Consider the following 19,733-nt stretch of genomic DNA (forward strand, 5'->3'; position numbering starts at 1 on the left):
GGCCAGGGATGGCCCGCTCCTCATCTGCTGCAACCAAAAGCTTCATCTAAATCTTCGCGCAAAGGGCAGGGGCATTGGCCTCGTCGCAAAAGTCTGGAGGCTTTGTTTCCTGCCAATAGGAGACCAGTCCCAATTTCCGAGCCAATGGTTCATATCCCGGAAGGGCGCGGGTTCGGTTGGAAACGAAGGCCATGCCTGCGCGCGCGCGTGAAGTCGATGTCGACGCGACACTCTTGATCAGGGCCAGCGCCGCATCCGGGGCGCCCAAGCGTTCCAACAGGATGACCGAGATGTCGTGATAAGTATCGGGTCCAGCCGATGCTTCGACGATTCTTTGTGCGGCTTTCGCGCGGTCTGTTTGGCTACCGTCAAGCATGGCTTTGTAACCGGCGAGCCATGCCTGTGCCAAAGGTCGATCTCTCGCCTTTTCCGATGCAGCGATCAGGTCCGCCGCGCGCGCATACTCCCCGGCAAGTGTCGAGATCATCAGGCGCTGACCAGCCGTGCTGTCTTCGTCTCCCGTCCGCAGGTCGCGCAAGGTCTGGAGATCGGCTTCCACGGCGGCGCGATTGCCCTTCAGCGCATTGTAGTAACCGGACATGCTGAAGGCCGATGGAAAAATCGGGCCCGCTGCAGTGGCTCTTTTCAGGTGCTTTTGGGCCTCGTCCACCCGTCCATGCAGCAGAAGAAAGGAACCCAGCGAAAGTTCTTCGCACATGCAATCGAGCGGACGCGCGGCAACGGCCTTGCGAATCTGTCGCTCGCGTCCGACAAGCTCGTCGGGATCGAGGAGATCCGCCGCTTTGAGCAGGGCCGTCCCGTTGTCCGGATCGAGCGTAAGCGCCTTTTCGTTGAGCCTCTTCGCCTCGGCTATGAGAGCATCGAATTCATCGGGATTGGCGTAAGCCTCGGCCCGTTTGAAGCTTCCAAGAACCGTCCAGCCTTCGGCAAAGTCTGGCGCCAGAGTGGTGACGCGCTGCAATTCCAGAAGAGCACGGTCGAAGTCTCGCTCGATCAGTCCGCCGTTCGAACAAACCGAAGCCCAGGCTTCCAAGGCATCAGTGGGCAGGCTGGCGGCGCCGGTTGCTCCCAAGGTGCATCGAACGAGAAGCGCGGTGCTGATCGCGACGCGACGCGGTAGCCTTGCCGCGTCATCGACCGGATGGGTGAAAGTGTGCGACCAGATTACTTTTTGCGAGTTTTCATCCTGCAGGCGAACGATTGCGATCAGATCGTCACCTTGGCGACGCACGCCGCCTGTCACGAAGAAACCGGGATGGTCGCTATCCTGCGCCTCGTCCGCAACGATCAAGGCAACCTTGCTCTGATAGTCCTCGCTGAAAGCGGCACTGATCTCGTCGCGGATCGAGGGAATGACGCCACTCGGCATTTCGGGTGACTGGGCGCTGAAGTCAGTGAGGCGGACGGTGGCTTCGGTCGCCATCGCCGGCGTGCTGTCGAGATTTAAGAAAAACGAAGTCAGGGCCACCACTCCCGCCGCGGTCGAAACGGCCCCGGCCACGATCTTCCAAGGCTTCACCAAACGCGTGAAGAAACCCCCGGTCGGCGACTTGGCGGTGACTTCCTTTCCGCTCTTACCGTCGCTGCCAGCAGCTGTATCGGAGAGATCCTCGGCGGCCTGTATTGCGGGCACGCTATCCGTAAGCGAGACTTCGGGCAGGAAGCGATATCCGCGGCCGTAGACACTCTCGATGAAGCTCGAATTGCGCGCCGTGTCGCCCAGAGCCCTGCGCAATTCCTTCACGACACTGGTAAGCGCGGATTCCGATACGGCTGCGCCGTCCCAGACCTTATCGAGAAGTGCTTCCTTGGTCGTCAGAAGGCCGCGACGGGCTGAAAGCTCCTGCAGCACACGAAAAGCTTTGTGACCGATGTGGACAGGACCGGTCGGCCCGATCAACCGCTCGTCCGCAGGATCGAGGACATAGTCCCCGAACGCCACAGCCTGCTTCGTTTCTTCGGTTGCCATCGTGATTGACCCTTCACCGGTCGTAACAGCGCCCGACCTGCATCGCTATGTATACTCATCGGCAATGCTGGAAACCAGCGAAACCCGCAGAATTGCGCGACCGATTATGGAAACATTCTGGGGTCGCGAATTTCCAGCGTTCGCTCAAGATGTCCTGCGCCTTGCTGGCTAACCAGTGGGAACGTCAGCGGCGCTGAAGACCAAAATGGGAGCTTTCCCATCGGTGACAGCGCCGCGCCTGACGCATGAATTCCGGCAGAGGACTACGATCATGAACCACCTTCTAAAGACATTTCGCTCCGTATCCACCACCGCCCTGGCGCTCGGGCTCGCCTCGACGGCACTCTCTCCAGCATGGGCGCAGTCGACGCATCGGCAAGAAGGCGCGTCAGCCAGCCGGTCCGCGCAAAGCGCTGCCTGGGGCATTGTCGGCCAGGAGATCGAGGCCGATGCCAGCATTCGGTTCGGAGTCCTCGCCAATGGTATGCGCTATGCCCTGAAGCGAAATGCAAACCCTTCAGGCGAAGCGGCAATCCGCTTCACGGTGAATGTCGGCAACCGCGATGAAACCGACGCGGAAAACGGTGCAGCTCACTTTATCGAGCACATGGCCTTCAACGGCACGACCAACATTCCCGAAGGAAAGCTGCTGCCGATGCTCGAGCGTCTCGGCTTGGCCTTCGGGGCGGATACCAATGCGGAAACTTCGCTGGACTACACGACCTACAAGCTCGCCCTGCCGAATACCGATGAGGCGACTGTCGACACCGGCCTGATGGTCATTCGCGAAATGGCAGGCGAGATGACGATCGCGCCCGAAGCGGTGGAGCGCGAGCGCGGCATCCTTCTGAGCGAGGCACAGGTGCGCAACAACCCGCAGCGCCGCCGCTCTGCGAGCTATTTTGAGGCTGCGCTTCCGGGGTCGCGGATCGGCGAGAGGATCAGCGCCGATGTCGAACGCATCCGCGCCATATCCGCGCAGGAGCTGCGCGCCTTCTACGAAGGATATTATCGCCCCGAGCGCTCCACTCTGGCGGTGGTCGGTGACTTTGATGTCGACGATATGGAGAAAAAGATCCGCGCGCTCTTCGGCGATTGGAAAGGCAAGGGCGAAGCTCGCGAAACCTATGCCGGTCCGGTGCGCGATGAGACGCAGCCGACGATTGCGAATTTCGTCGATCCGGCGATCCCCGAGGTTATCGAACTGAAACGCCTGAGCGCGTGGGAGCCCGCGCAAAACACCGTTGCGGACACGCGCGCGCAATTCCTGCGACTGATCGCATCGATTGCGCTCTCCAATCGGATCAGCGCCCTATCCCGGTCGGCAGATGCGCCGACCCTCGGCGGGCAGGCATCGGAGCAATCCCTGTTCCGCAGCGCCCGGTCCTTCGGCCTCACGGTCGTCGCCAAAGATGGCCAATGGCGCGATACGCTTGCGCTGGCAGAGCAGGAATTGCGTCGGGCCGATCGATATGGCTTCACCGCAAGCGAAATCGCCGAGGCCAAATCGAATATCGAAACCGCTCTGGCCAATGCTGCGGCGCAGGCTTCCGGCCGCACCAATGCCGGGATCGCGGAATCACTCGTCAGGGACAGCCTGGCCAACAGCATTCCGACGTCGCCTGAGACGAACCTTGCGCTCTACAACGCGATCGCGCCGACCTTGACGCCGCAAGCCGTCAGCTCCGCTTTCAGTGAAGTATGGGCCGGCGGACCCAGCGTGATCCACATCTCCACCAAGTCACCGATTGAAGGCGGTCCGGCGACGATCGCGACGGCGCTGAGCGAAAGTTCGAAAATCGCGGTTGCTGCGCCGGTCGAAGCCGAAGCGGTCGAATTCGCCTATTCCGATTGGGGAGCGCCCGGCAAGGTGGTTGCGGACGACCGGATCGACGATCTCGGCATTCGCACAATCCGCTTCGAAAACGGTCTCCAGCTCAACCTCAAACGGACCGAATTCGAACCGAACAAGGTCGATTTTTCCATGCGCGTGGGAAGCGGCCTGTCTGCTTTTCCCTCCGACCAGCCTGGTCTGAAGGAGATGTTGCCCATCGCGATGCAGGTCGATGGACTGGAAGCACACGATCCCGACGAATTGCGGCGCGTGCTTGCCGGCCGGGCCGTGTCGTTGGGCCTCACACCCTCCAATGGCGCGCTCGTCGCGTCCGGCGAGACCACGCCCGACGATCTCAAGCTGCAACTCGATCTGCTGGCCGCTCGTCTGACGGCGACCGCGTTTCGCGCCGAAACGCAGGCACAATGGGCAGGCGTAGCGCCGGTGCTTGTCGAGAATATCACCTCCTCGCCCGTGCAGGTATTCGTCAACGCGATGAACGCTGTCCTGAGCGGAGGTGACACTCGGCTTGGCATGCCCGACGCATCGCGTCTCGCAGATATCGCTCTCGGCGATCTGCAAGCCGCTGTGGCATCGCAGTTGAGCGAAGGGCCGGTGTCACTCGGGCTGGTGGGCGATTTCGATGAGGATGCGGCGATCGCGGCGGTGGCGAGCACGCTCGGCACGCTCCCTGCGCGCGAAGTGCGTTCGGAACAGACGGCCGGCATGATGCCGCTTACATTTGTTGCGGACCGATCGCCGAAGATCCTGACGCATAAAGGCGCAGCCGATCAGGGCGCACTTGCCGTGAGTTGGCAAACCGATGACGCGGCGGACTTGCACGATGATATCGCGCGCGACCTCCTCGCTGCGACGATGGGTTTGCGGCTGACGGAAACGCTGCGCGAGGAACAGGGTGCGACCTATTCGCCCGAAGCCTTCAGCTACGCGCAGCGCACATTCGACGGTTTCGGTCATCTTACCGCTTTTGCTACCGTACCGATCCAGTCGATGGACGATACCGCAAGGGTTATTCGGTCGATTGCCAGCGAACTGAGCAGTGCGGTCGTGTCGAACGACCTTCTCGAACGCGCCCGCAACCCGATCCGTGAGCACTATGAGCGGGCTTCCACCCAAAATTCCGATTGGCTGGGGCTGGTTGCAATGGCCCAGAGCGATGGGGAGGTGTTGGATCGCAGGCGCAATCGCTTGGCCGTACTGGAATCGATCACTCCGGCAGACATCCGGTCCGCAGCGCAGAAGTATCTTGCGGACAATCCCGGCGTCGAGATCCGGGTCATCCCGGAAACCGGTGCAAACTAGGGTTCAAGGATGCAGTCCAGGCGGGGGCGCTAACGAGATATTTGCCCCCGCCGAGACTGTTTGGAATACGCATCGGTGAGTTGAAGAAAAAAGGATGTAATTGGCGGACCGGCCGCCCGACTGCCTCCACCGCTCCGCCTGCCTCGGCGACCAACGGTCACGCGGCAGGCGGAGTCCGGACGGCTTGATCACCAGCATCTGCGCCCTCAGCCACGATCAACTGCCTGGTATAGAACCAGCCAATGCCGATGAGACATATGCCCAGCGCAAAGAAGGAGGCGATACGCGCCAGTCCTTCAAGCCCGTCGGCATCGAGGAAGAACACTTTCGACACCGCGCCGAGCATCAAAACGAGCGAGCCGATGCGCCAGCTGCGCTGCTTGGCCCAGGCGCCCCAGCCGAGAAACCCCAGCGCGATCGCGATGGCGAGGATCGAGCGTAGCAGGTCCTCCTGCGGTACCACCGGAGGGTCGATCAGGACCGTCCCGGCGAAGACATGGCGCAATTCGGACAGAGCCAAGAGGGCGATCAGCACCATCGCCGTTCCGTCGAATATCGGTCGCAAATTCAGCTGATTTCCAACAAGTTGGCCGCGCAGCCATAGGGTTAACCCGATAGCGATGCCGTAGGATGGGAGCAGCAGGTTCGCGATCGGCCAATCGCCCACGGCCTGCTCGGCCCAAAGCGGATTGTGAAGGAGGAGTGTGAAGATCCCAAAATGCGCCAGGGCGGCTACAGCGAAGCCGCGCGCCAACGTGACTTGCTGAGCAAACAATTGGGGCGCGGCCGCGATACCGATCGCGGCCAGCGCAAGGAGAGCCTGCCAGGCAGTGCGTTCGGACAATCCCAGCTCGGCAAAGCGAGCGAGATCGCCGATGGCAAATACCTCCTTGAAAGCGGTGTGCACCACCATTGCAACAAGCGCGAAAGCAATCGCAAAGCCGGTCTTGCGATAGGTCGCGAACACCTTGCCGCTGAGCAGCATCGCTCCAGCCAGCGCGATGACAAGCGGCGCAACGTAGCGGAGCGTATCGGGCAGCGGGGGCAAGTCGGCCAGCAAGAAGGGATCGCCCAAAAGTGCTTCGACACCCGCCACGCTCCACATCAGCAGCGGCTCGGCGGCCCAGCACGCGCCAATGAACAGGAGCGTGGTGAGCAGGGTGCCGAAATGCCCCATGCGCCAGGCAAAGCCGAGCACGGCGGCGGCAATAGCAAGTGCCATCCATTCTCCAGAGAATAGCATCGCCATCGCGCCATAACCCAGCACAGCGGAGAAGAACTGTGCGACACGCCGCGGGTGCTTGTCTGTCTCCACGTTCAGCAGCAGACCGAAAGGAAGCAGGGCGGCGAGCCAACGCAGGGACGAGAACCAAACGGGCGCGACGTCACCGGCACCGAGGAATGAGCTTATTTCTTGATAGGGACTGGTCACTGCGAGCAATGTCAGTCCCGACAGCGCAACGGCCCATTGCAGAATGCGTGCGACAGGCTCTGCAGACCGTTCGCGCAATAGAAGGAAGGCAGGAACGGCGAGCACCGCAGTGACCAGGGGCGCACCGGTTTGGAGCACGGCCAGCAATCCACCGAGCATGGACAGCACGAACGCAGAGGCGAGCGCGCCAGCCGGTCCTTGTGCGATATGCTCGTCGCGCGGAGGCCAGGCGTTCCACGCGGCCAGCGCAGGCAAGAGCGCCAGCGCCGCTGCCGCCAGGGCCAGCAGGCCGTCCTGGTCGTAAACCACCTCGACACCGAATTGGATGCAGGAAGCGACGATCAGCGCGATCGGGAAAAGGGCAAGCTGCTCCCAATCGACAGGCCGGGCTTTACCCTGCCAGACGTGCAACAGGGGAATTGCGGCGAAGAGCAGCACCGTCGCGGCGGCAATGGCGGCGAACCATGTGTGTGCCGGGTCAGGCCAGGCAGCCAGCAGGCAGGCGCTAAGTGCGGCTGCCATGGCTCCTGCTTCGCGCAGGCGTTCCCACTTCATGCCGAGCACCGCGATGGCGGCACCCAGCAGCAGATAACAGCCCCAAGCCAGGAGGCTGTATCCCGATTGGTCCACCAGCGCGGCAATCTGCAAAGTGGCGAGACCCGCGGCTGCGATGCGACCGATCTGTCCAAACAGCCCCACGCCCATCATCGACGGGAGTAATGCGCCGATCACCACCAGGTATCCACCGACGGCCAGCACCGAGGCATCGTCGAGCGGCCCGGAGACGAGCATGAGCGCGCCCCAGCCGAGGCCGAATGCCAGTGCGGCAAGACCAAGCCAGGGGCGGCTCTGGCGCTGCCCGGTGACCGTCAAGCCGCCAGTGACCAGCGCGAGGTAGGTCGCCAGCAGCGGCAGGTCGGGATCCGTGCTGCCGGCAAGAGCAGGTGCGGCGAAGCCGCCAACCAAACCAAGCACGGCGCTTGGTAGGCCGAAGCGGAAGGAGAGCAGCACGGCGATCGCGGTCACACCCGCGAGGCCGGCAAAGGCCAGCGCCGGGCCGATCAGTCCATAATACGTGCCGGCAAGATAGAAACTGGCGTAGAGCGTAGCGAGGCCGGCCCCAGCCAGCGCCTGGCGCACGCGCTCGTCACCGATTCTGTTTTCGAAGCGATAGGCCAGTTCGGCCGCAGCGAGCAGCGCCGAACCGAAAAGGAAGCCTAGGCCGACCCGCACATATTCGTTGAGCAGGCCCATCTCGATCGACCAGCGCACGAGGAAGAATCCCGCGATGGCAAGCGCGATCCCACCGCCCCAGATCGGCAGGAGCCGACCGAATATTTCCTCGAAGTCCAAGGTGGTGCGCCACCGATGGCCTCCCTCTTCGAAGGGTTCTTCAAAGTGTTCATCCGCTGGTTCGGCCTGAACCGGCTCGGGTGCCGGGCCAGATTTCGGCAGGGGGGACGCAAGAGGCGAAAGCGGTGGAGCAGCCTCCTCCGCTTCGAATGGCGCACGGCGCGATTCCGGCCGTTTTTCGGCCGCTGCCTGCCGTTCGGGGGTATAAACACGCGCAAGGCCTTCGAGCTCGACGACCCGGCGTTCGAGTGTGACGATGCGGTTCCACAGCCAGGCCACCGCGCCGGCAATCGTCAGAAGCAGCAGGAACTCCATCGCACCATCCTCTCGACCTTGGTTCAAAGGTGGGTATCCGACAAATGAACACTGTTCAATTAAAAAATTAGACAGCGTTCAATTACGTGGTAGGAGGCGCTGATGGGACGCCGTTCGGATCATACGCGTGATGAGCTGCGCGCATTGCTGATTGCGCACGGGTCTGCACTTATGGCCGAGCAGGGGCTGGCAAAGTTCTCGGGTCGCGAAGCCGCCAAGCGCGCCGGATATTCGGTCGGCACGATCTACAACGTCTTCGGCTCGCTCGACCAATTGATTGCAGCGATCAACTCGCACACCTTCTCGCTTTGGGCAGACCATTTGCGCGCTCGCCTCGAAGGGGCGCCTGACGACCGGATCAAGGCGCTGGTCGAAGGCTATTTCGATTTCGCCCTGGCCCATCCGAACCTGTGGTCGGCGATCTACGATCACCGGCTGGGCGAGGAGCTGAGCGAGCACGACCAAGACGAGCGGGCAGTGCTGACGGCTATCGTGGAAAACGAAGTGCGCGCTGCGTTGCCAGATCCCGACATGCCTGGCGCCGATCGCTTCGCCCGCTCGCTGATCGCCACGGTGCATGGCCATTGCAGCTACGTCGTCAGCGGAACTTTCGCACTTCTCGACGAGCCCGACCCGGTCGGCAACGCGCTCGCCAGGGTGCGCGAGTGTATCGCGGCGCAACGCGGCTAAAATAGCTACCGATCTACCGTAAGGGCGAAGCGATGTCCGGAATCGCCCCGACGTCGGTCATTCCGACCTTCGCTAGACGAACTTGAAAGCGGTCGAAACCGCGAGCCTGCGGCGATATCCGATTTCGGGACTGCCCGAGCGGACCCTTAGTGACCGCCTTTGGGGTGGAAAGCGGACAGCTTGTCTTGCCGTAATTTGATGGACAGGATGTTGCGTCTGCGATCGAGGTTTGCGGAAGTTCGCGAATGAAACTTCATGGCAGTGCGGCGTTATCAACTCGCAAACACAGAGATTTTTGTAGATAATGCGTTTAGTTGGTTTGGATGGGCACAAGAGCGCTTGCTAATAAATGGTGAAGTCGCTCAATCAATCGGTTCTTGGCTTTCATTCAAACGTAGCTTCGACGAGCCATGGTTGACGCTCAGCGGTGATGGCATAGTTGAGGTTTCGATGCGATCAAAACTGAATGGAATTAGTGTCGAACTACGTTTAGATGATGAAATGATCGAAGACGAAGAATTATTCGAAGCAGCTAGGCATGGCAAAGGTGTTTGGCCCAATCCAGATTTATGGATCAAAACCGAACAATTTTCGATCTTCAAGTAAATCGCGCCTCATCCAGTGAAGGAATAGGATCTCAGACATAGTTTGCGAGCCTCCTGTTCAGCCCAAACAGATATAGGCGCACCGATCGCAGCGCTGCTAGCTACTATAGAAAGCAAAAAGATGGATCCTCTGATTTGATCCATTTATGCTGCTTATTGCAGCGCTGAAGGCTGAGGCGGGGTTGGTAGCGAACTGGCTTTTTCGAGGGAAGGAGCGGAGCAGGCATTTGATCATTTAATTGGACGCATTTTCCAATAATATGGATCTTCACCTCACAGTTTTATTTTCGGATTGTTATAAATTTGCAGGATAAAGCAGATCCTCGAGTAGCCTAATATAGTTGTCCTGCTGACCTTGTCGGAACGATGTCCAGCTCTCCAAGACGCGACGTAACTTCTCTCGATCGGGGAGACTCGAATTCGTGGCCGGATCATTCAGGAGTTGACCCAAACGCTGAATTATCTCCAACCGCCGGTTCTGAAGTTCCGAAACCTTCGCAACCTCCTCGCGAGCTAAATCCCATTGCTGTGTGCCGGGTCGCAGTCCTGGACTTTGCAAAGCCTGTCGCGCGGCCATTAACTGAGCCGGCCCATAGGCCAGTGAGTTCCAATCCTTCTCAATTGCTTCGAAGCGCTCGGCCAGGGCCGGATTAGCGAACTCCAGACCTGAAAAGCACTGCATAAAAGCCCTCAGAACGTCGTCGGTTTCACCGCGACATCCTGCACGGCTGTCGATGGCCAGCCGCGCGACCCGCTCAGCATATTCAAACCCCGGTCTGCCGCGACCGCTGCCACACGCGCTCCAGCTCGCAGTCCGCCCCCTAGGCGCCGCGAACCGCGCTGACCAGCCATGACAGATTGGTGGCGGAGGGGGCGGCTTTGTATCCGGATTTCGAACTCGCGGAGGTGCGGCCGGTGGAGGGGCATACAACTCGTTCTCGATTTCCACCAATTCTGTCCAAAGCCCGGCGTCAACGGGAACTGGCGTCTCTTGCCAATCGCGGTATTGCAGCGTCATCAGCACCACGCCATCTGCTCTCCTCTCTAGCGCGATCCCCGGCAACATATACATTCCGTATGGGTCGTTTAAAACGATATGCCGCACTTCATGCCCGCGCACCTCTTCATAAGGCATGGGCGGAAAACCCGCTTCGGCAAATATACGACGAACGAAGTCCTCTTGCCTTTTCTGAGCACCGTTAGTCTCTGCAGATGCTGGGGCACTGAGGAGGATAAACGCCAAAAGAGACAGCAAACCTGAGATAGAGGACATGTGATGGGACAAGCGAACTAGCATTTAGCCTCCGGCAGATCAGTCGTCATCTTAAAGAGGTCGCTAGTGTCTGCAATAGGGTCGGTTGCAGATGGGCTGCTTACATCGCTGACTTACCTCAGACCGGACAGTCCGTGATCGGCCCAACGCTTGTCTATAAGCGCGTGCGTCATCGTTCGATTCGCTGCGATGCCGCGCTTTCGGAACAGCAATGGGACCAGGGTTGGGGACAACTCTACCCGACCGCTGAGCGGGTCTCCTATTTTCAATGACTTAGATGCAAATGGTCGGGGAGACAGGATTCGAACCTGCGACCCTCTGCTCCCAAAGCAGATGCGCTACCAGGCTGCGCTACTCCCCGACCGGGGCCGCCGAAAGTGCCGGGCGGGCCGGCGTCATGGTCCTGCATGCATCCGGTGGGCCCGGCAGGATTCGAACCCGCGACCTAGCCGTTATGAGCGGCCAGCTCTAACCGCTGAGCTACAGGCCCGTCCCGATGCATCGGCGACAGGCCGCCTAGCCCGGCGGCCCTCGCAGCACAAGCGTGCGATTGCTCATGCCGGACATGCCTAGACCTCCACGCTCGCCTTGATCTCCTCGACCGTGGTCGGCGCAACGCCGCGCTGTTCGAGATAGGCGTATATGCTGCGAAGCCAGTCGTACAATTCGTCAAGGTCGTCTTCGTTTCGGACATATGGCGTCATGCCCGGCATGAGGGAAGGGCTGTGGAAGCTGAGCACCAGCACCGGCAGCCCGTCGTCGATTGCCATGTCGATGCCGCGCAGCGCGGCCTCTTTCGGTACGCCTTCCGGCGTCAGCGCAATGCGTTCCAGCAGGCCAGCGCGCGCCATGATACCGTTGGCCTTAGGCAATTTTGCCAGCCGCGGGAAAAGCCAGCGGCCCTGATGGCGCAGCATCCCCCAAAAGACCGTCGTCAGCGGCAATTCCAGCAATTGGCGTTCCTCATCCACCCAATAGGGCTCCAGAGGATGTTGCGAATAATCGGGACCGTTGCTGGGGCTGTAATCGTAGAGTGAGCGCACCGAGCTATCGATCGCGACCCGCCGATCCTTCAGCATCTGCGCCGATTGCGCCCCAAGACCGTAGCGGCCAGCGCGATAGATTTGCGGCGTGCAGGCGAAACATTCCACGATCCGCTCCTGCAAGCGCAGGAATTTCTCGCGCTCGAGCGCGTGGGGAAGGTTGCCCGCATAGCTGTTGTAAGCGTTCACCTTCTCTTCGAACGGAGGATTGACCCACGGATGGAGCTGGATGCCGATTTCCGCCTTGCCGCGCCTGACGTAATCGCCCAGCATTTCCTGCGCCCGAGCAGAGGTGGCGATCGGCCAGTCGATCAGATAGGTCGGCACGACACCGATATTTTCGGCGAATTGCTGAAATTGCGCGATGGATTTCAGATGTTTGAGGCCGTGATCGCTGGTGCTGAATTCGCCGTCCCAGTCGAATTCTTCCTCGGTATCCACCGTTAGGAGCGAACGCTGTCCGAAACCGGGCGCGAACCGCGCTGTTTGTCGAGGCGCCGGTACGCTGCGCAGCGAAGGTGAAGCAGTCGTGGCCATGCCCGTTTCGCCCCCCGACGAAATGCTGTCGCGTGTGCTCGGCACGCCGCGAAACCCTGAGAAATCCGTTGCAAAATTCAAACCGTGGATCCCCATATCATCTCGCCGTCGGCTTGCGAAGATCGCCGCCGAGCGCATCGTGCGCATCGAAGGAAGGACGGTCGGCATCGCCAGCCATTAAGGTCGGCAAGGACAGGACGATGTCATCCTCCTCGCGGAAAAGGTCGCCTCCGATTGCGCGGGCTTCCGCACGCGCCAGCCTGAGCGCGAAACCGGCACCGAATATACCTGAGCTCAGCGCGCCCATGGCCGGGCGTGTATCGGTGGAAAAGACGTCCTTCGCAGCAGAGAGCGTGTTGGGAAGCGCGCACCGTAATCGCATGGAATGATCTTCTCCGACCAAACGGATCATGACGGTTTCGCCAGCACCGGTTGCGGAGGCGATCGTCGCGAGGATGCGCCAGGCAAGCAGTTCCGCTTCATTGGGAGCGATTCCCACTATCGCGCGCTGGAGAGCCCATTCCGTCGCGAGCCGGGCAACGCGCGGAGACAGGACGGTTTGCAATTGCTGGCTCTGACGACGCAGAATTGCTGCGATATCGCTTTGGCCGGAATCCATCTCGCTGATTCCGCCTTCCAGCTTCGCAAGCCGGTCCAACTCGTCGAAACCGGCCAGCATGCGCGCGCTGTCGCCGGCGATCGCGGCGGCCAAAGCGCGATATTCGTGCGGCGTGGGGCCGAATATCTGTTGTTGGATGACTTCGGCAAAGCCCTGGATGGCGTTAACCGGCGTGCGCAATTCGTGCAGCAATTGCCGGATCCGGTCGGCTTGGGCTGCGGCCCGGTCCTGCGCCGTATTCTCGGTCGGGCGGCGGAACCGTCCGAGATAGCCGTAAAAGCGCCCCCCACTGCGCGTGAACCTCGGAGAGGCATCGACCAGCCACTCACCCGCCACGCGCTCCGCTCCGGCAAGAACCAACGTAGCTTCGCGCATAGGCCTGCGATCGAAGAAAGCGGAGGCGAAGCCGCTGTCCGAGGCGCCCTGCAAGGCGTGCGGCGCGATGAGATCCGTACCCACCACCATCGGGGCGACGGGCGCATCGGCCCAGTCGACACGCCCATCGACATCGGTGCTGAAGGCGAAATTGACGAGGGGCGGACGGCTGGTCGCGCCGAAGCCTCCGCCGATGCGCGTGCTCGATGCGTGTTCGAGCGGAAGCGCTGGATCGGAAGGTCGGAGGGATGGGGGCGCCTTCTGCCTCGGCGTCGTGACGGCCTCGGTGTGGTCGCGTGCTTTCTGGAAGGCTTCGATGCGCCGCCTGATATCGCCGATTCCGGAAGAGGAGGCGGGATCGCTCGAAGAATCTTCGATCCGCTCGGCGAGGATTGCATCGGCCGGGATAGCAGCATCGGACTGTTCGTCTGGCACCTCGAGGGCAGGGAGGGCCTTCTCAGGCTCGGGCAGGCCGCGATCGCTCACTCCGAGGCGATCCAGAACCGCGAGAGCACCAGCGGGAAGATCGTCGCGATGCCTCAGGAACCCGCGGGCGCGGATCGGAAGCTCGGGAATGAGGCTCGCCCATTCCCGCTCGCTGAGAGCGGAGCGGGCAAGCGCGGTGGAGGCTATCCCAGGCTCGGCCTGCGCGAACCATTTGACGAGCTCTGGATTGCGGATGCGCTTGCCGCTTTCCGCCACGATTCTGGCCCGCTCGGCGACGGGGATAAGCTCGGCCAGCGCGTTCAGCCGCAAAAAGGCCGCGCTCGCGATGCTGGTATCCGCTTTGCCGTTCCCGTTCGGACTGCCTTGCGCGCTGCCTAGCAGATCGAGCAATTGCCGATACTGCGTGCGCGCGGCTCGCTCGCCTGTGGCGCGATGGCGCAGCACTGTGGCAAGGCGATCGTCGAAAAGCATCGAAACTCCGGAAAACGGGACGGGGCGGCAGCATGAGCGCCAGACCGGTCGACCCTGCCATCCGCGTCCCTCATATAGCGTGAACGAACAGACTTACCGAAAAGTTGCGCCTGCGTTGCAAAGCGGGTCGATTGCTGCCAAGCATAATATTATTAGCCTTGCGCGCATTTCAACGCAGGTTACATTCCAATTTTTGGCACAGTGTCCTGTAGGTGCCGTACTGCTTGGGGGCAGGAACGACATGGCAAATCTTGATGCGATCGATCGCAAATTGCTTACCGAACTGCAGCGCGAAGGGCGCGTGACGAATGTTGAGCTCGCCCACCGTGTGGGACTGACCGCGCCTCCCTGTCTGCGCCGCGTGCGCGCTCTGGAGGAAGAGGGTGTGATCCGGGGCTATCATGCGGAGCTCGACCCGGCGTCTTTGGGGTTCTCGATTACGGTTTTCGCGATGGTCAGCCTGAAGAGCCAGGCCGAAAGCGCCTTGCGCGAATTCGAAGCGGCGATGAACGATCTGCCCGAAGTGCGCGAAGTGCACATGCTCAATGGCGAGATCGATTTCATCCTCAAGATCGTCAGCCGCGATCTGCAGAGCTTTCAGGAATTCCTGACGAGCAAGCTGACGCCTGCACCCAATGTTGCGAGCGTCAAGACCTCGCTCACCATCCGCAACAGCAAGAACGAGCCGGGCGTTCCGCTCGAATGAGCGCGGACGGCCCGCCGTAAGCGAATTGCCAGTTTGCGGACAGCGGTCATCGCGCGAGCGATCCACCCACCTTACCAAATAATCAAAGCTGCTCTCGCTGCCGTAGGAGCGTGGCGTTCGACGCTTCGCCGGGCGCAAACTGGTGCGCCATTGCCGCCATATTTTTGTCAGCTGTTGCGGACTTCCCGATCCAAATATGACCTGAAGCGAATTCCCGATTACAAATTTTACCCATTTTTATGAAAGACTCGATTAACTCGGATCGAGGTAAGATCGAACAGGTCGATCTTCAGGCGCTTACATAAAATGGGAGGTCAAACTTGCTGCACTCGATTCCTCCTTCCAGCGTCAAAGTCGGCATGTATGTAACGAAATTTGGTGGGACTTGGCTCGATCACCCTTTCTGGTTTTCGCGGTTCGTCGTCAAACCCAAGGACGTGATGCGGATCAATGAGGCCAGTATCCCCTATGTCGTGATCGACGACGAGCGGGGCGTCAGGCCCGAATCACCCGCTGTCGAAGAGCAGACCGGACCTGTCGCGGATTCAGCCACCGCCTCCGAAAATCCGGAAGCCGTAAAAGTTCGCCCCAAACCATCATCCGGTTTTCAGATCGCGAAACCGGTCCGGCGCGGTCCGGTCTTCGAACCGGCGCGGCGCGAGAATGATCGCGAGCGGGCCCGCAATATCGTGGACGGATCGCTCGCGACGATGAAGCGTACGCTCAGCGATGTTCGGCTGGGTCGCGCGGTGCGGCTGGTAGAGGTCACGGAGCTTGTCGACGGGATCGTCGGCATGGTCGAACGGAGCCCGCGAACTCTTCTCGAGATCCTTCGTCTCAAGAAGAAGGACGAATACACCTATCTCCACTCCGTCGCGGTCTGTTCGCTGATGGTGAACGTCGCGCGCCATCTGGGCAGGAGCGAGGCCGAGGTGCGCGATTACGGCATGGCTGGCCTGCTTCACGACATCGGTAAGATGGGTGTCGACGAAGAAATCCTGAACAAGCCCGGCAGCCTCAGCGAAGCTGAATACGAACGGGTACGCCAGCACCCCAAATACGGCCACGAACTGCTGCTGAAGACCGCCAATATTCCCGAATTGGCGCTCGACGTCTGTCTGCACCATCACGAACGCGTCGACGGCAAGGGTTATCCTCACAAGCTTTCCGGCGACGATCTGAGCGAGGCGGCGCGGCTTGGAGCGATCTGTGACGTCTATGACGCCCTCACATCCGATCGTACCTATAAAAGCGCATGGACCCCGGTCGAAACCGTGACGGCGATGTGGCGTTGGCACGGCCAGTTCGATCGTGATCTGCTCTTCGCCTTCATGCAAGCGATGGGCATTTTCCCGACCGGGATTCTGGTCGAATTGCGCAGCCGGCAATTGGGCGTCGTGCTGGAGAACGGCAAGCGCAATTCGCGTCCTCGCATCCTGATATTCCATGCCCTGGGCCGGGCGAAGCGGGTTCCTCCTGTGGAGATAGAGCTGGACGACGATTTCGCGAACGACGCCATCGTCGCAATCGCGGACCCCGAAAAGTTCGGCCTGACAATCGAGGAATGCCGCCCGGACGCCATCTGGAACGAATGGGGCGGGTTGGACGTGAAACAGGCCTCCGGCTAGGAGCCGCCACCGCGTTTTTGCGCGACCAGGCGCTCGACCGCTGCGACAGAGGCAGCGATCGCCTCGTCCCGATCCAGCCCGCTCGTGTCGAGTGTGATTGCATCATCCGCCGCGACCAAAGGCGCAACGGCGCGGTTGCGGTCCCGCTCGTCACGCCGTCTCAGATCGTCGGCGATCTCCAGCAAGGTCACCTTTACGCCGCGTTCGCGCATTTCGAGGAAGCGACGCTGCGCGCGTGCTTCCACGCTGGCGATGACGAAGAGCTTTGCATCCGCTTCCGGCGCGATCACCGTACCAATATCGCGGCCGTCCAGTACGGCGCCTTTTGCCTGCGTGGCGAAACTGCGCTGGCGTTCGAACAGCGCCTTGCGCACGTTGGGATGGATCGAGACGCGGCTGGCAAGGCCGCCGGTTTCCTCGTTGCGCAGGCGCGGATCGTCCAGCAGCGCATCGGGGAAGCTGCAGGCCGCCAGCGCATCGCCCGCATCGTCGGGATCTCCGCCGTCGAGGAAGACCTGCCGACCGACTGCGCGGTAAAGAAGGCCGGTATCGAGATGCGGCAGATCGAAATGCGCAGATAGCGCCTTTGCGATTGTCCCTTTGCCGGAAGCGGTGGGTCCGTCGACGGCGATGATCATGATTTGCTCCTGCGTTCGCGTACGGCCTTGGCCAGACCCCACAAGGCGATCGCGGCCCAGAACCCTTCCAGCACAAGGCTGGGCCAATTGGTGTGGACCAGCAGCGACACCGTCAGAAGCGCCGCACCGATCAGATTGGTGCCGTGAAGGACGAAGGGATTCGGATCGTCCTTCCATGTCAGATAGGCATAGGCCGCGATGATGCAGGCCATGCCGACGAAGCCGACGAGAGTGGCAAGGTCCAGTGCCTCGCTCATCGGGTCGCCGTGTCGAGCAGAGCGGTGAAGTTCGGGAAGCTCGTCGCAATCGGATCGATGCTGTCGACCGCCACGCCGTCGCGGCTGGCCAGCCCTGCGACCGCCATGCTCATTGCTATGCGATGGTCGAGATGCGTGGCGACAGGGCCGCCCCCAGCCAGAGCTACGCCGCCGCTGCCGTGAATGGTCAGGCCGTCATCGTTTTCCTCGACCGTCGCGCCCGCGGCGCCAAGCGCGGCGGCCATGGCGGAAAGGCGATCGCTTTCCTTCACGCGCAATTCCTCAAGACCCGACGTGACGGTTGTGCCTTCGGCCAATGCGGCGGCGACGAACAGCACCGGAAATTCGTCGATCATGCTCGGTGCGATCGCCGGATCGACCGTGACGCCGGTCAGTTTCGCATGCCGCACCCGCAGGTCGGCAACCGGCTCGCCGCCGACCTCGCGCCGGTCGAGATAGTCGATGTTCGCGCCCATCTGTTCGAGAACGCGATAGATTCCGTCGCGCGTGGGATTGAGGCCGACATTCTCGATCACGAGATCGCTTTCCGGCACCAGGCTGGCCGCAACCGCGAAGAATGCGGCGGAGGAGGGGTCGCCCGGCACCATGACATCGCAAGGCTTGAGATCGCAGGGGCCGGTGATGGCGATCCTGCGCTCGCCGGCGCTCTCCTCCACCTCCACGTCAACGCCGAAACCCCGCAACATGCGTTCGGTATGGTCGCGAGTCGGGATCGGTTCGATGACGGTGGTCGTGCCCGGCGTGTTGAGCGCGGCGAGCAGAATGGCGCTCTTGACCTGGGCGCTCGCCACTGGAAGCCGGTATTCGATCGGAACGGCGGGATGGGCACCCTCTATGATCATGGGGAGCCGCCAGTCGGCGGACTGGAAGCTGGCGCCCATCTGTGAGAGCGGCTCGGTGACCCGGCCCATCGGACGCTTCGACAGGCTGGCATCGCCGATCATGCTGGCGCGAAATCCATGGCTTGCGAGCAAGCCCATCAAAAGCCGCGCGGACGTACCGCTATTGCCCATGTCGAGCGGCATATCCGGTTCGAGAAGGCCGCCGACGCCGACACCATCGACGATCCAGGCGCCGCCGTCCTGCACGATCGTAGCGCCCATCATACGAAGGGCAGCGGCGGTGGCGAGAACGTCCTCGCCCTCCAGCAGGCCCTCGATCCGGCTGCGCCCGACCGCCAGCGCCGAAAACATGAGCGAGCGGTGACTGATCGATTTGTCACCCGGCACGCGGATGCGCCCCTTCAGGGGGCCGGCGGGCATGAAGCAATGGGCGGTCACGATAGAGTCCGGTGAGGCTGGAAAGAGGGGAGGCCCGGCGCTTTGACAGTGGTGGGCCGTTCTGGCAAGGCGCGCGCGCTGTTGATTCCTGCCTTGTCGAACGCAACGCAGGTTCCCATCAAGACAGAACGATTTCATCGCCTGCGGCAGTGTGCCGGGGCGCCAAGCCAAGGATTACACATGGTCAAACCGGAATGGGGCACCAAGCGGACCTGCCCGAAATGCGGCACTCGCTTCTACGATCTGAACAAGGACGATCCCGTCACCTGCATCGAATGCGGTGAGGAGTGGACGCCGGAGCCCGTGCTCAAGTCCAAGCAGCCGATTCCCTTCGAGGAAGAGAAGAAGGACAAGGACGGCGAAGCCGATAGCGATCTGGCCGATGACGATCTGGACGATATCGACGACGACGAGGATTCGCCCGACAACGAGGTTGATCTTGGCGGAGACGACGATCTCGGCGTCTCGAAGGGCAAGGGCGACGACGACGAGGAAGAAAGCTGATTTCTGGCGTGCCCGCTTTTCGCGGGCACGTCCTCGGCGCAGTTCCTTCGCTGCGCTCCGGGCGCCTGCGGGCGGCTCGTCACCCTTGTGGCTCGATGGTCGCGAGCCGAGCGAGAGATAAATTCTCGCATTCTGAATTTTGACTTGCAACGGACGCGCCCTGATTATAGAGGGCGCGTCCTGCCCACCGGGGATACTCGGCGGGCGACGAATGGCGCGGGGCCTTAGCTCAGCTGGGAGAGCGCTACAATGGCATTGTAGAGGTCAGCGGTTCGATCCCGCTAGGCTCCACCATTCGAAGAATTCCGGGTTGTAACAGCCCACAGTACAAAGCCGAATTCGCTCGAATTCGCAACGCTGGTCGACGAGTTCTCGTCCGCCGGCGTTTTTCG

At 61.3% G+C, this 19,733-nt stretch carries 14 protein-coding genes and 3 tRNA genes; 7 read left to right on the top strand and 10 right to left on the bottom strand.

The features are described from left to right. Positions 1-46: 46 nt before the first annotated feature. Positions 47-1,990, bottom strand: coding sequence for a winged helix-turn-helix domain-containing protein (locus tag J7347_RS02280; protein ID WP_209160669.1), 1,944 nt, complete (start codon positions 1,988-1,990; stop codon positions 47-49). Between the two features lie 271 nt (positions 1,991-2,261). On the opposite strand from J7347_RS02280, the gene J7347_RS02285 reads away from it, so the two are divergent. Further along, positions 2,262-5,147 (top strand): insulinase family protein, encoded by a 2,886-nt coding sequence (locus tag J7347_RS02285; protein ID WP_209160670.1) that lies wholly within the window; start codon positions 2,262-2,264, stop codon positions 5,145-5,147. Positions 5,148-5,304: 157 nt separating this feature from the next. Here J7347_RS02285 and J7347_RS02290 read toward each other — a convergent pair whose 3' ends face one another. Further along, complete coding sequence (locus J7347_RS02290) at positions 5,305-8,247, bottom strand: DUF2339 domain-containing protein (RefSeq protein WP_209160671.1); 2,943 nt, start codon at positions 8,245-8,247, stop codon at positions 5,305-5,307. 102 nt (positions 8,248-8,349) lie between these two features. Here J7347_RS02290 and J7347_RS02295 point away from each other — a divergent pair, with 102 nt between their 5' ends. Next, positions 8,350-8,937, top strand: coding sequence for a TetR/AcrR family transcriptional regulator (locus J7347_RS02295; protein WP_209160672.1), 588 nt, complete (start codon positions 8,350-8,352; stop codon positions 8,935-8,937). Between the two features lie 255 nt (positions 8,938-9,192). Then, positions 9,193-9,543: a hypothetical protein gene (locus J7347_RS02300; protein WP_209160673.1), complete on the top strand. Its 351-nt coding sequence runs from the start codon at positions 9,193-9,195 to the stop codon at positions 9,541-9,543. A gap of 294 nt (positions 9,544-9,837) precedes the next feature. Here J7347_RS02300 and J7347_RS02305 read toward each other — a convergent pair whose 3' ends face one another. The 5 genes from J7347_RS02305 to J7347_RS02325 all read right to left on the bottom strand — a co-directional run bounded on the left by J7347_RS02305 (position 9,838) and on the right by J7347_RS02325 (position 14,307). Then, on the bottom strand, positions 9,838-10,839 hold the full coding sequence (locus J7347_RS02305) for a hypothetical protein (RefSeq protein WP_209160674.1): 1,002 nt from the start codon (positions 10,837-10,839) through the stop codon (positions 9,838-9,840). 260 nt (positions 10,840-11,099) lie between these two features. Beyond that, positions 11,100-11,176: transfer RNA gene (locus J7347_RS02310), tRNA-Pro, on the bottom strand. Positions 11,177-11,232: 56 nt separating this feature from the next. After that, a tRNA-Ile gene (locus tag J7347_RS02315) sits at positions 11,233-11,305 on the bottom strand. Positions 11,306-11,384: 79 nt separating this feature from the next. Beyond that, a complete protein-coding gene (locus J7347_RS02320) occupies positions 11,385-12,395 on the bottom strand; it encodes a polysaccharide deacetylase family protein (protein ID WP_209160675.1) in 1,011 nt (336 codons plus the stop codon). Positions 12,396-12,492: 97 nt separating this feature from the next. Beyond that, on the bottom strand, positions 12,493-14,307 hold the full coding sequence (locus J7347_RS02325; RefSeq protein ID WP_209160676.1) for a histidine kinase dimerization/phospho-acceptor domain-containing protein: 1,815 nt from the start codon (positions 14,305-14,307) through the stop codon (positions 12,493-12,495). Positions 14,308-14,548: 241 nt separating this feature from the next. Here J7347_RS02325 and J7347_RS02330 point away from each other — a divergent pair, with 241 nt between their 5' ends. Both J7347_RS02330 and J7347_RS02335 read left to right on the top strand, forming a co-directional pair. Beyond that, positions 14,549-15,013, top strand: a complete 465-nt coding sequence (locus J7347_RS02330; RefSeq protein ID WP_067678394.1) for an Lrp/AsnC family transcriptional regulator — start codon at positions 14,549-14,551, stop codon at positions 15,011-15,013. Between the two features lie 320 nt (positions 15,014-15,333). After that, positions 15,334-16,641, top strand: a complete 1,308-nt coding sequence (locus J7347_RS02335) for an HD-GYP domain-containing protein (RefSeq protein ID WP_067678391.1) — start codon at positions 15,334-15,336, stop codon at positions 16,639-16,641. On the opposite strand, the gene J7347_RS02340 is transcribed toward J7347_RS02335, so the two are convergent. From J7347_RS02340 to aroA, 3 genes are read right to left on the bottom strand one after another with little or no spacing between them, the layout of a single operon-like run. Beyond that, a complete protein-coding gene (locus J7347_RS02340) occupies positions 16,638-17,279 on the bottom strand; it encodes a (d)CMP kinase (protein ID WP_209160677.1) in 642 nt (213 codons plus the stop codon). The two genes, J7347_RS02335 and J7347_RS02340, sit on opposite strands and share 4 nt — an antisense overlap. Beyond that, positions 17,276-17,536: a permease gene (locus J7347_RS02345; RefSeq protein ID WP_209160678.1), complete on the bottom strand. Its 261-nt coding sequence runs from the start codon at positions 17,534-17,536 to the stop codon at positions 17,276-17,278. The genes J7347_RS02340 and J7347_RS02345 overlap by 4 nt, the downstream gene beginning before the upstream one ends. Beyond that, the gene (gene aroA / locus J7347_RS02350; protein WP_209160679.1) at positions 17,533-18,819 is read right to left on the bottom strand and encodes a 3-phosphoshikimate 1-carboxyvinyltransferase; all 1,287 of its coding nucleotides are present in this window, start codon (positions 18,817-18,819) and stop codon (positions 17,533-17,535) included. Before aroA ends, J7347_RS02345 begins: the two co-directional genes overlap by 4 nt. A 198-nt stretch (positions 18,820-19,017) precedes the next feature. Here aroA and J7347_RS02355 point away from each other — a divergent pair, with 198 nt between their 5' ends. Together J7347_RS02355 and J7347_RS02360 are read left to right on the top strand one after the other, a co-directional pair. Continuing rightward, a complete protein-coding gene (locus J7347_RS02355) occupies positions 19,018-19,341 on the top strand; it encodes a TIGR02300 family protein (protein WP_067678430.1) in 324 nt (107 codons plus the stop codon). Between the two features lie 218 nt (positions 19,342-19,559). Continuing rightward, positions 19,560-19,635 (top strand) — tRNA-Ala (locus J7347_RS02360). Positions 19,636-19,733 lie beyond the last annotated feature (98 nt).

Origin of the sequence: Erythrobacter sp. A6_0, assembly GCF_017744235.1 — a bacterium.
Classification (GTDB): domain Bacteria; phylum Pseudomonadota; class Alphaproteobacteria; order Sphingomonadales; family Sphingomonadaceae; genus Qipengyuania.

What these genes read in the sequence shown, in the direction of transcription:
- J7347_RS02325 (WP_209160676.1), bottom strand. Translation starts at nt 14,307, where the DNA reads ATGCTTTTCGACGATCGCCTTGCCACAGTGCTGCGCCATCGCGCCACA.
- J7347_RS02320 (WP_209160675.1), bottom strand. Translation starts at nt 12,395, where the DNA reads ATGGCCACGACTGCTTCACCTTCGCTGCGCAGCGTACCGGCGCCTCGA.
- J7347_RS02355 (WP_067678430.1), top strand. Translation starts at nt 19,018, where the DNA reads ATGGTCAAACCGGAATGGGGCACCAAGCGGACCTGCCCGAAATGCGGC.
- aroA (WP_209160679.1), bottom strand. Translation starts at nt 18,819, where the DNA reads ATGCCCGCCGGCCCCCTGAAGGGGCGCATCCGCGTGCCGGGTGACAAA.
- J7347_RS02330 (WP_067678394.1), top strand. Translation starts at nt 14,549, where the DNA reads ATGGCAAATCTTGATGCGATCGATCGCAAATTGCTTACCGAACTGCAG.
- J7347_RS02280 (WP_209160669.1), bottom strand. Translation starts at nt 1,990, where the DNA reads ATGGCAACCGAAGAAACGAAGCAGGCTGTGGCGTTCGGGGACTATGTC.
- J7347_RS02290 (WP_209160671.1), bottom strand. Translation starts at nt 8,247, where the DNA reads ATGGAGTTCCTGCTGCTTCTGACGATTGCCGGCGCGGTGGCCTGGCTG.
- J7347_RS02295 (WP_209160672.1), top strand. Translation starts at nt 8,350, where the DNA reads ATGGGACGCCGTTCGGATCATACGCGTGATGAGCTGCGCGCATTGCTG.
- J7347_RS02340 (WP_209160677.1), bottom strand. Translation starts at nt 17,279, where the DNA reads ATGATCATCGCCGTCGACGGACCCACCGCTTCCGGCAAAGGGACAATC.
- J7347_RS02305 (WP_209160674.1), bottom strand. Translation starts at nt 10,839, where the DNA reads ATGCTAGTTCGCTTGTCCCATCACATGTCCTCTATCTCAGGTTTGCTG.
- J7347_RS02285 (WP_209160670.1), top strand. Translation starts at nt 2,262, where the DNA reads ATGAACCACCTTCTAAAGACATTTCGCTCCGTATCCACCACCGCCCTG.
- J7347_RS02345 (WP_209160678.1), bottom strand. Translation starts at nt 17,536, where the DNA reads ATGAGCGAGGCACTGGACCTTGCCACTCTCGTCGGCTTCGTCGGCATG.
- J7347_RS02300 (WP_209160673.1), top strand. Translation starts at nt 9,193, where the DNA reads ATGGCAGTGCGGCGTTATCAACTCGCAAACACAGAGATTTTTGTAGAT.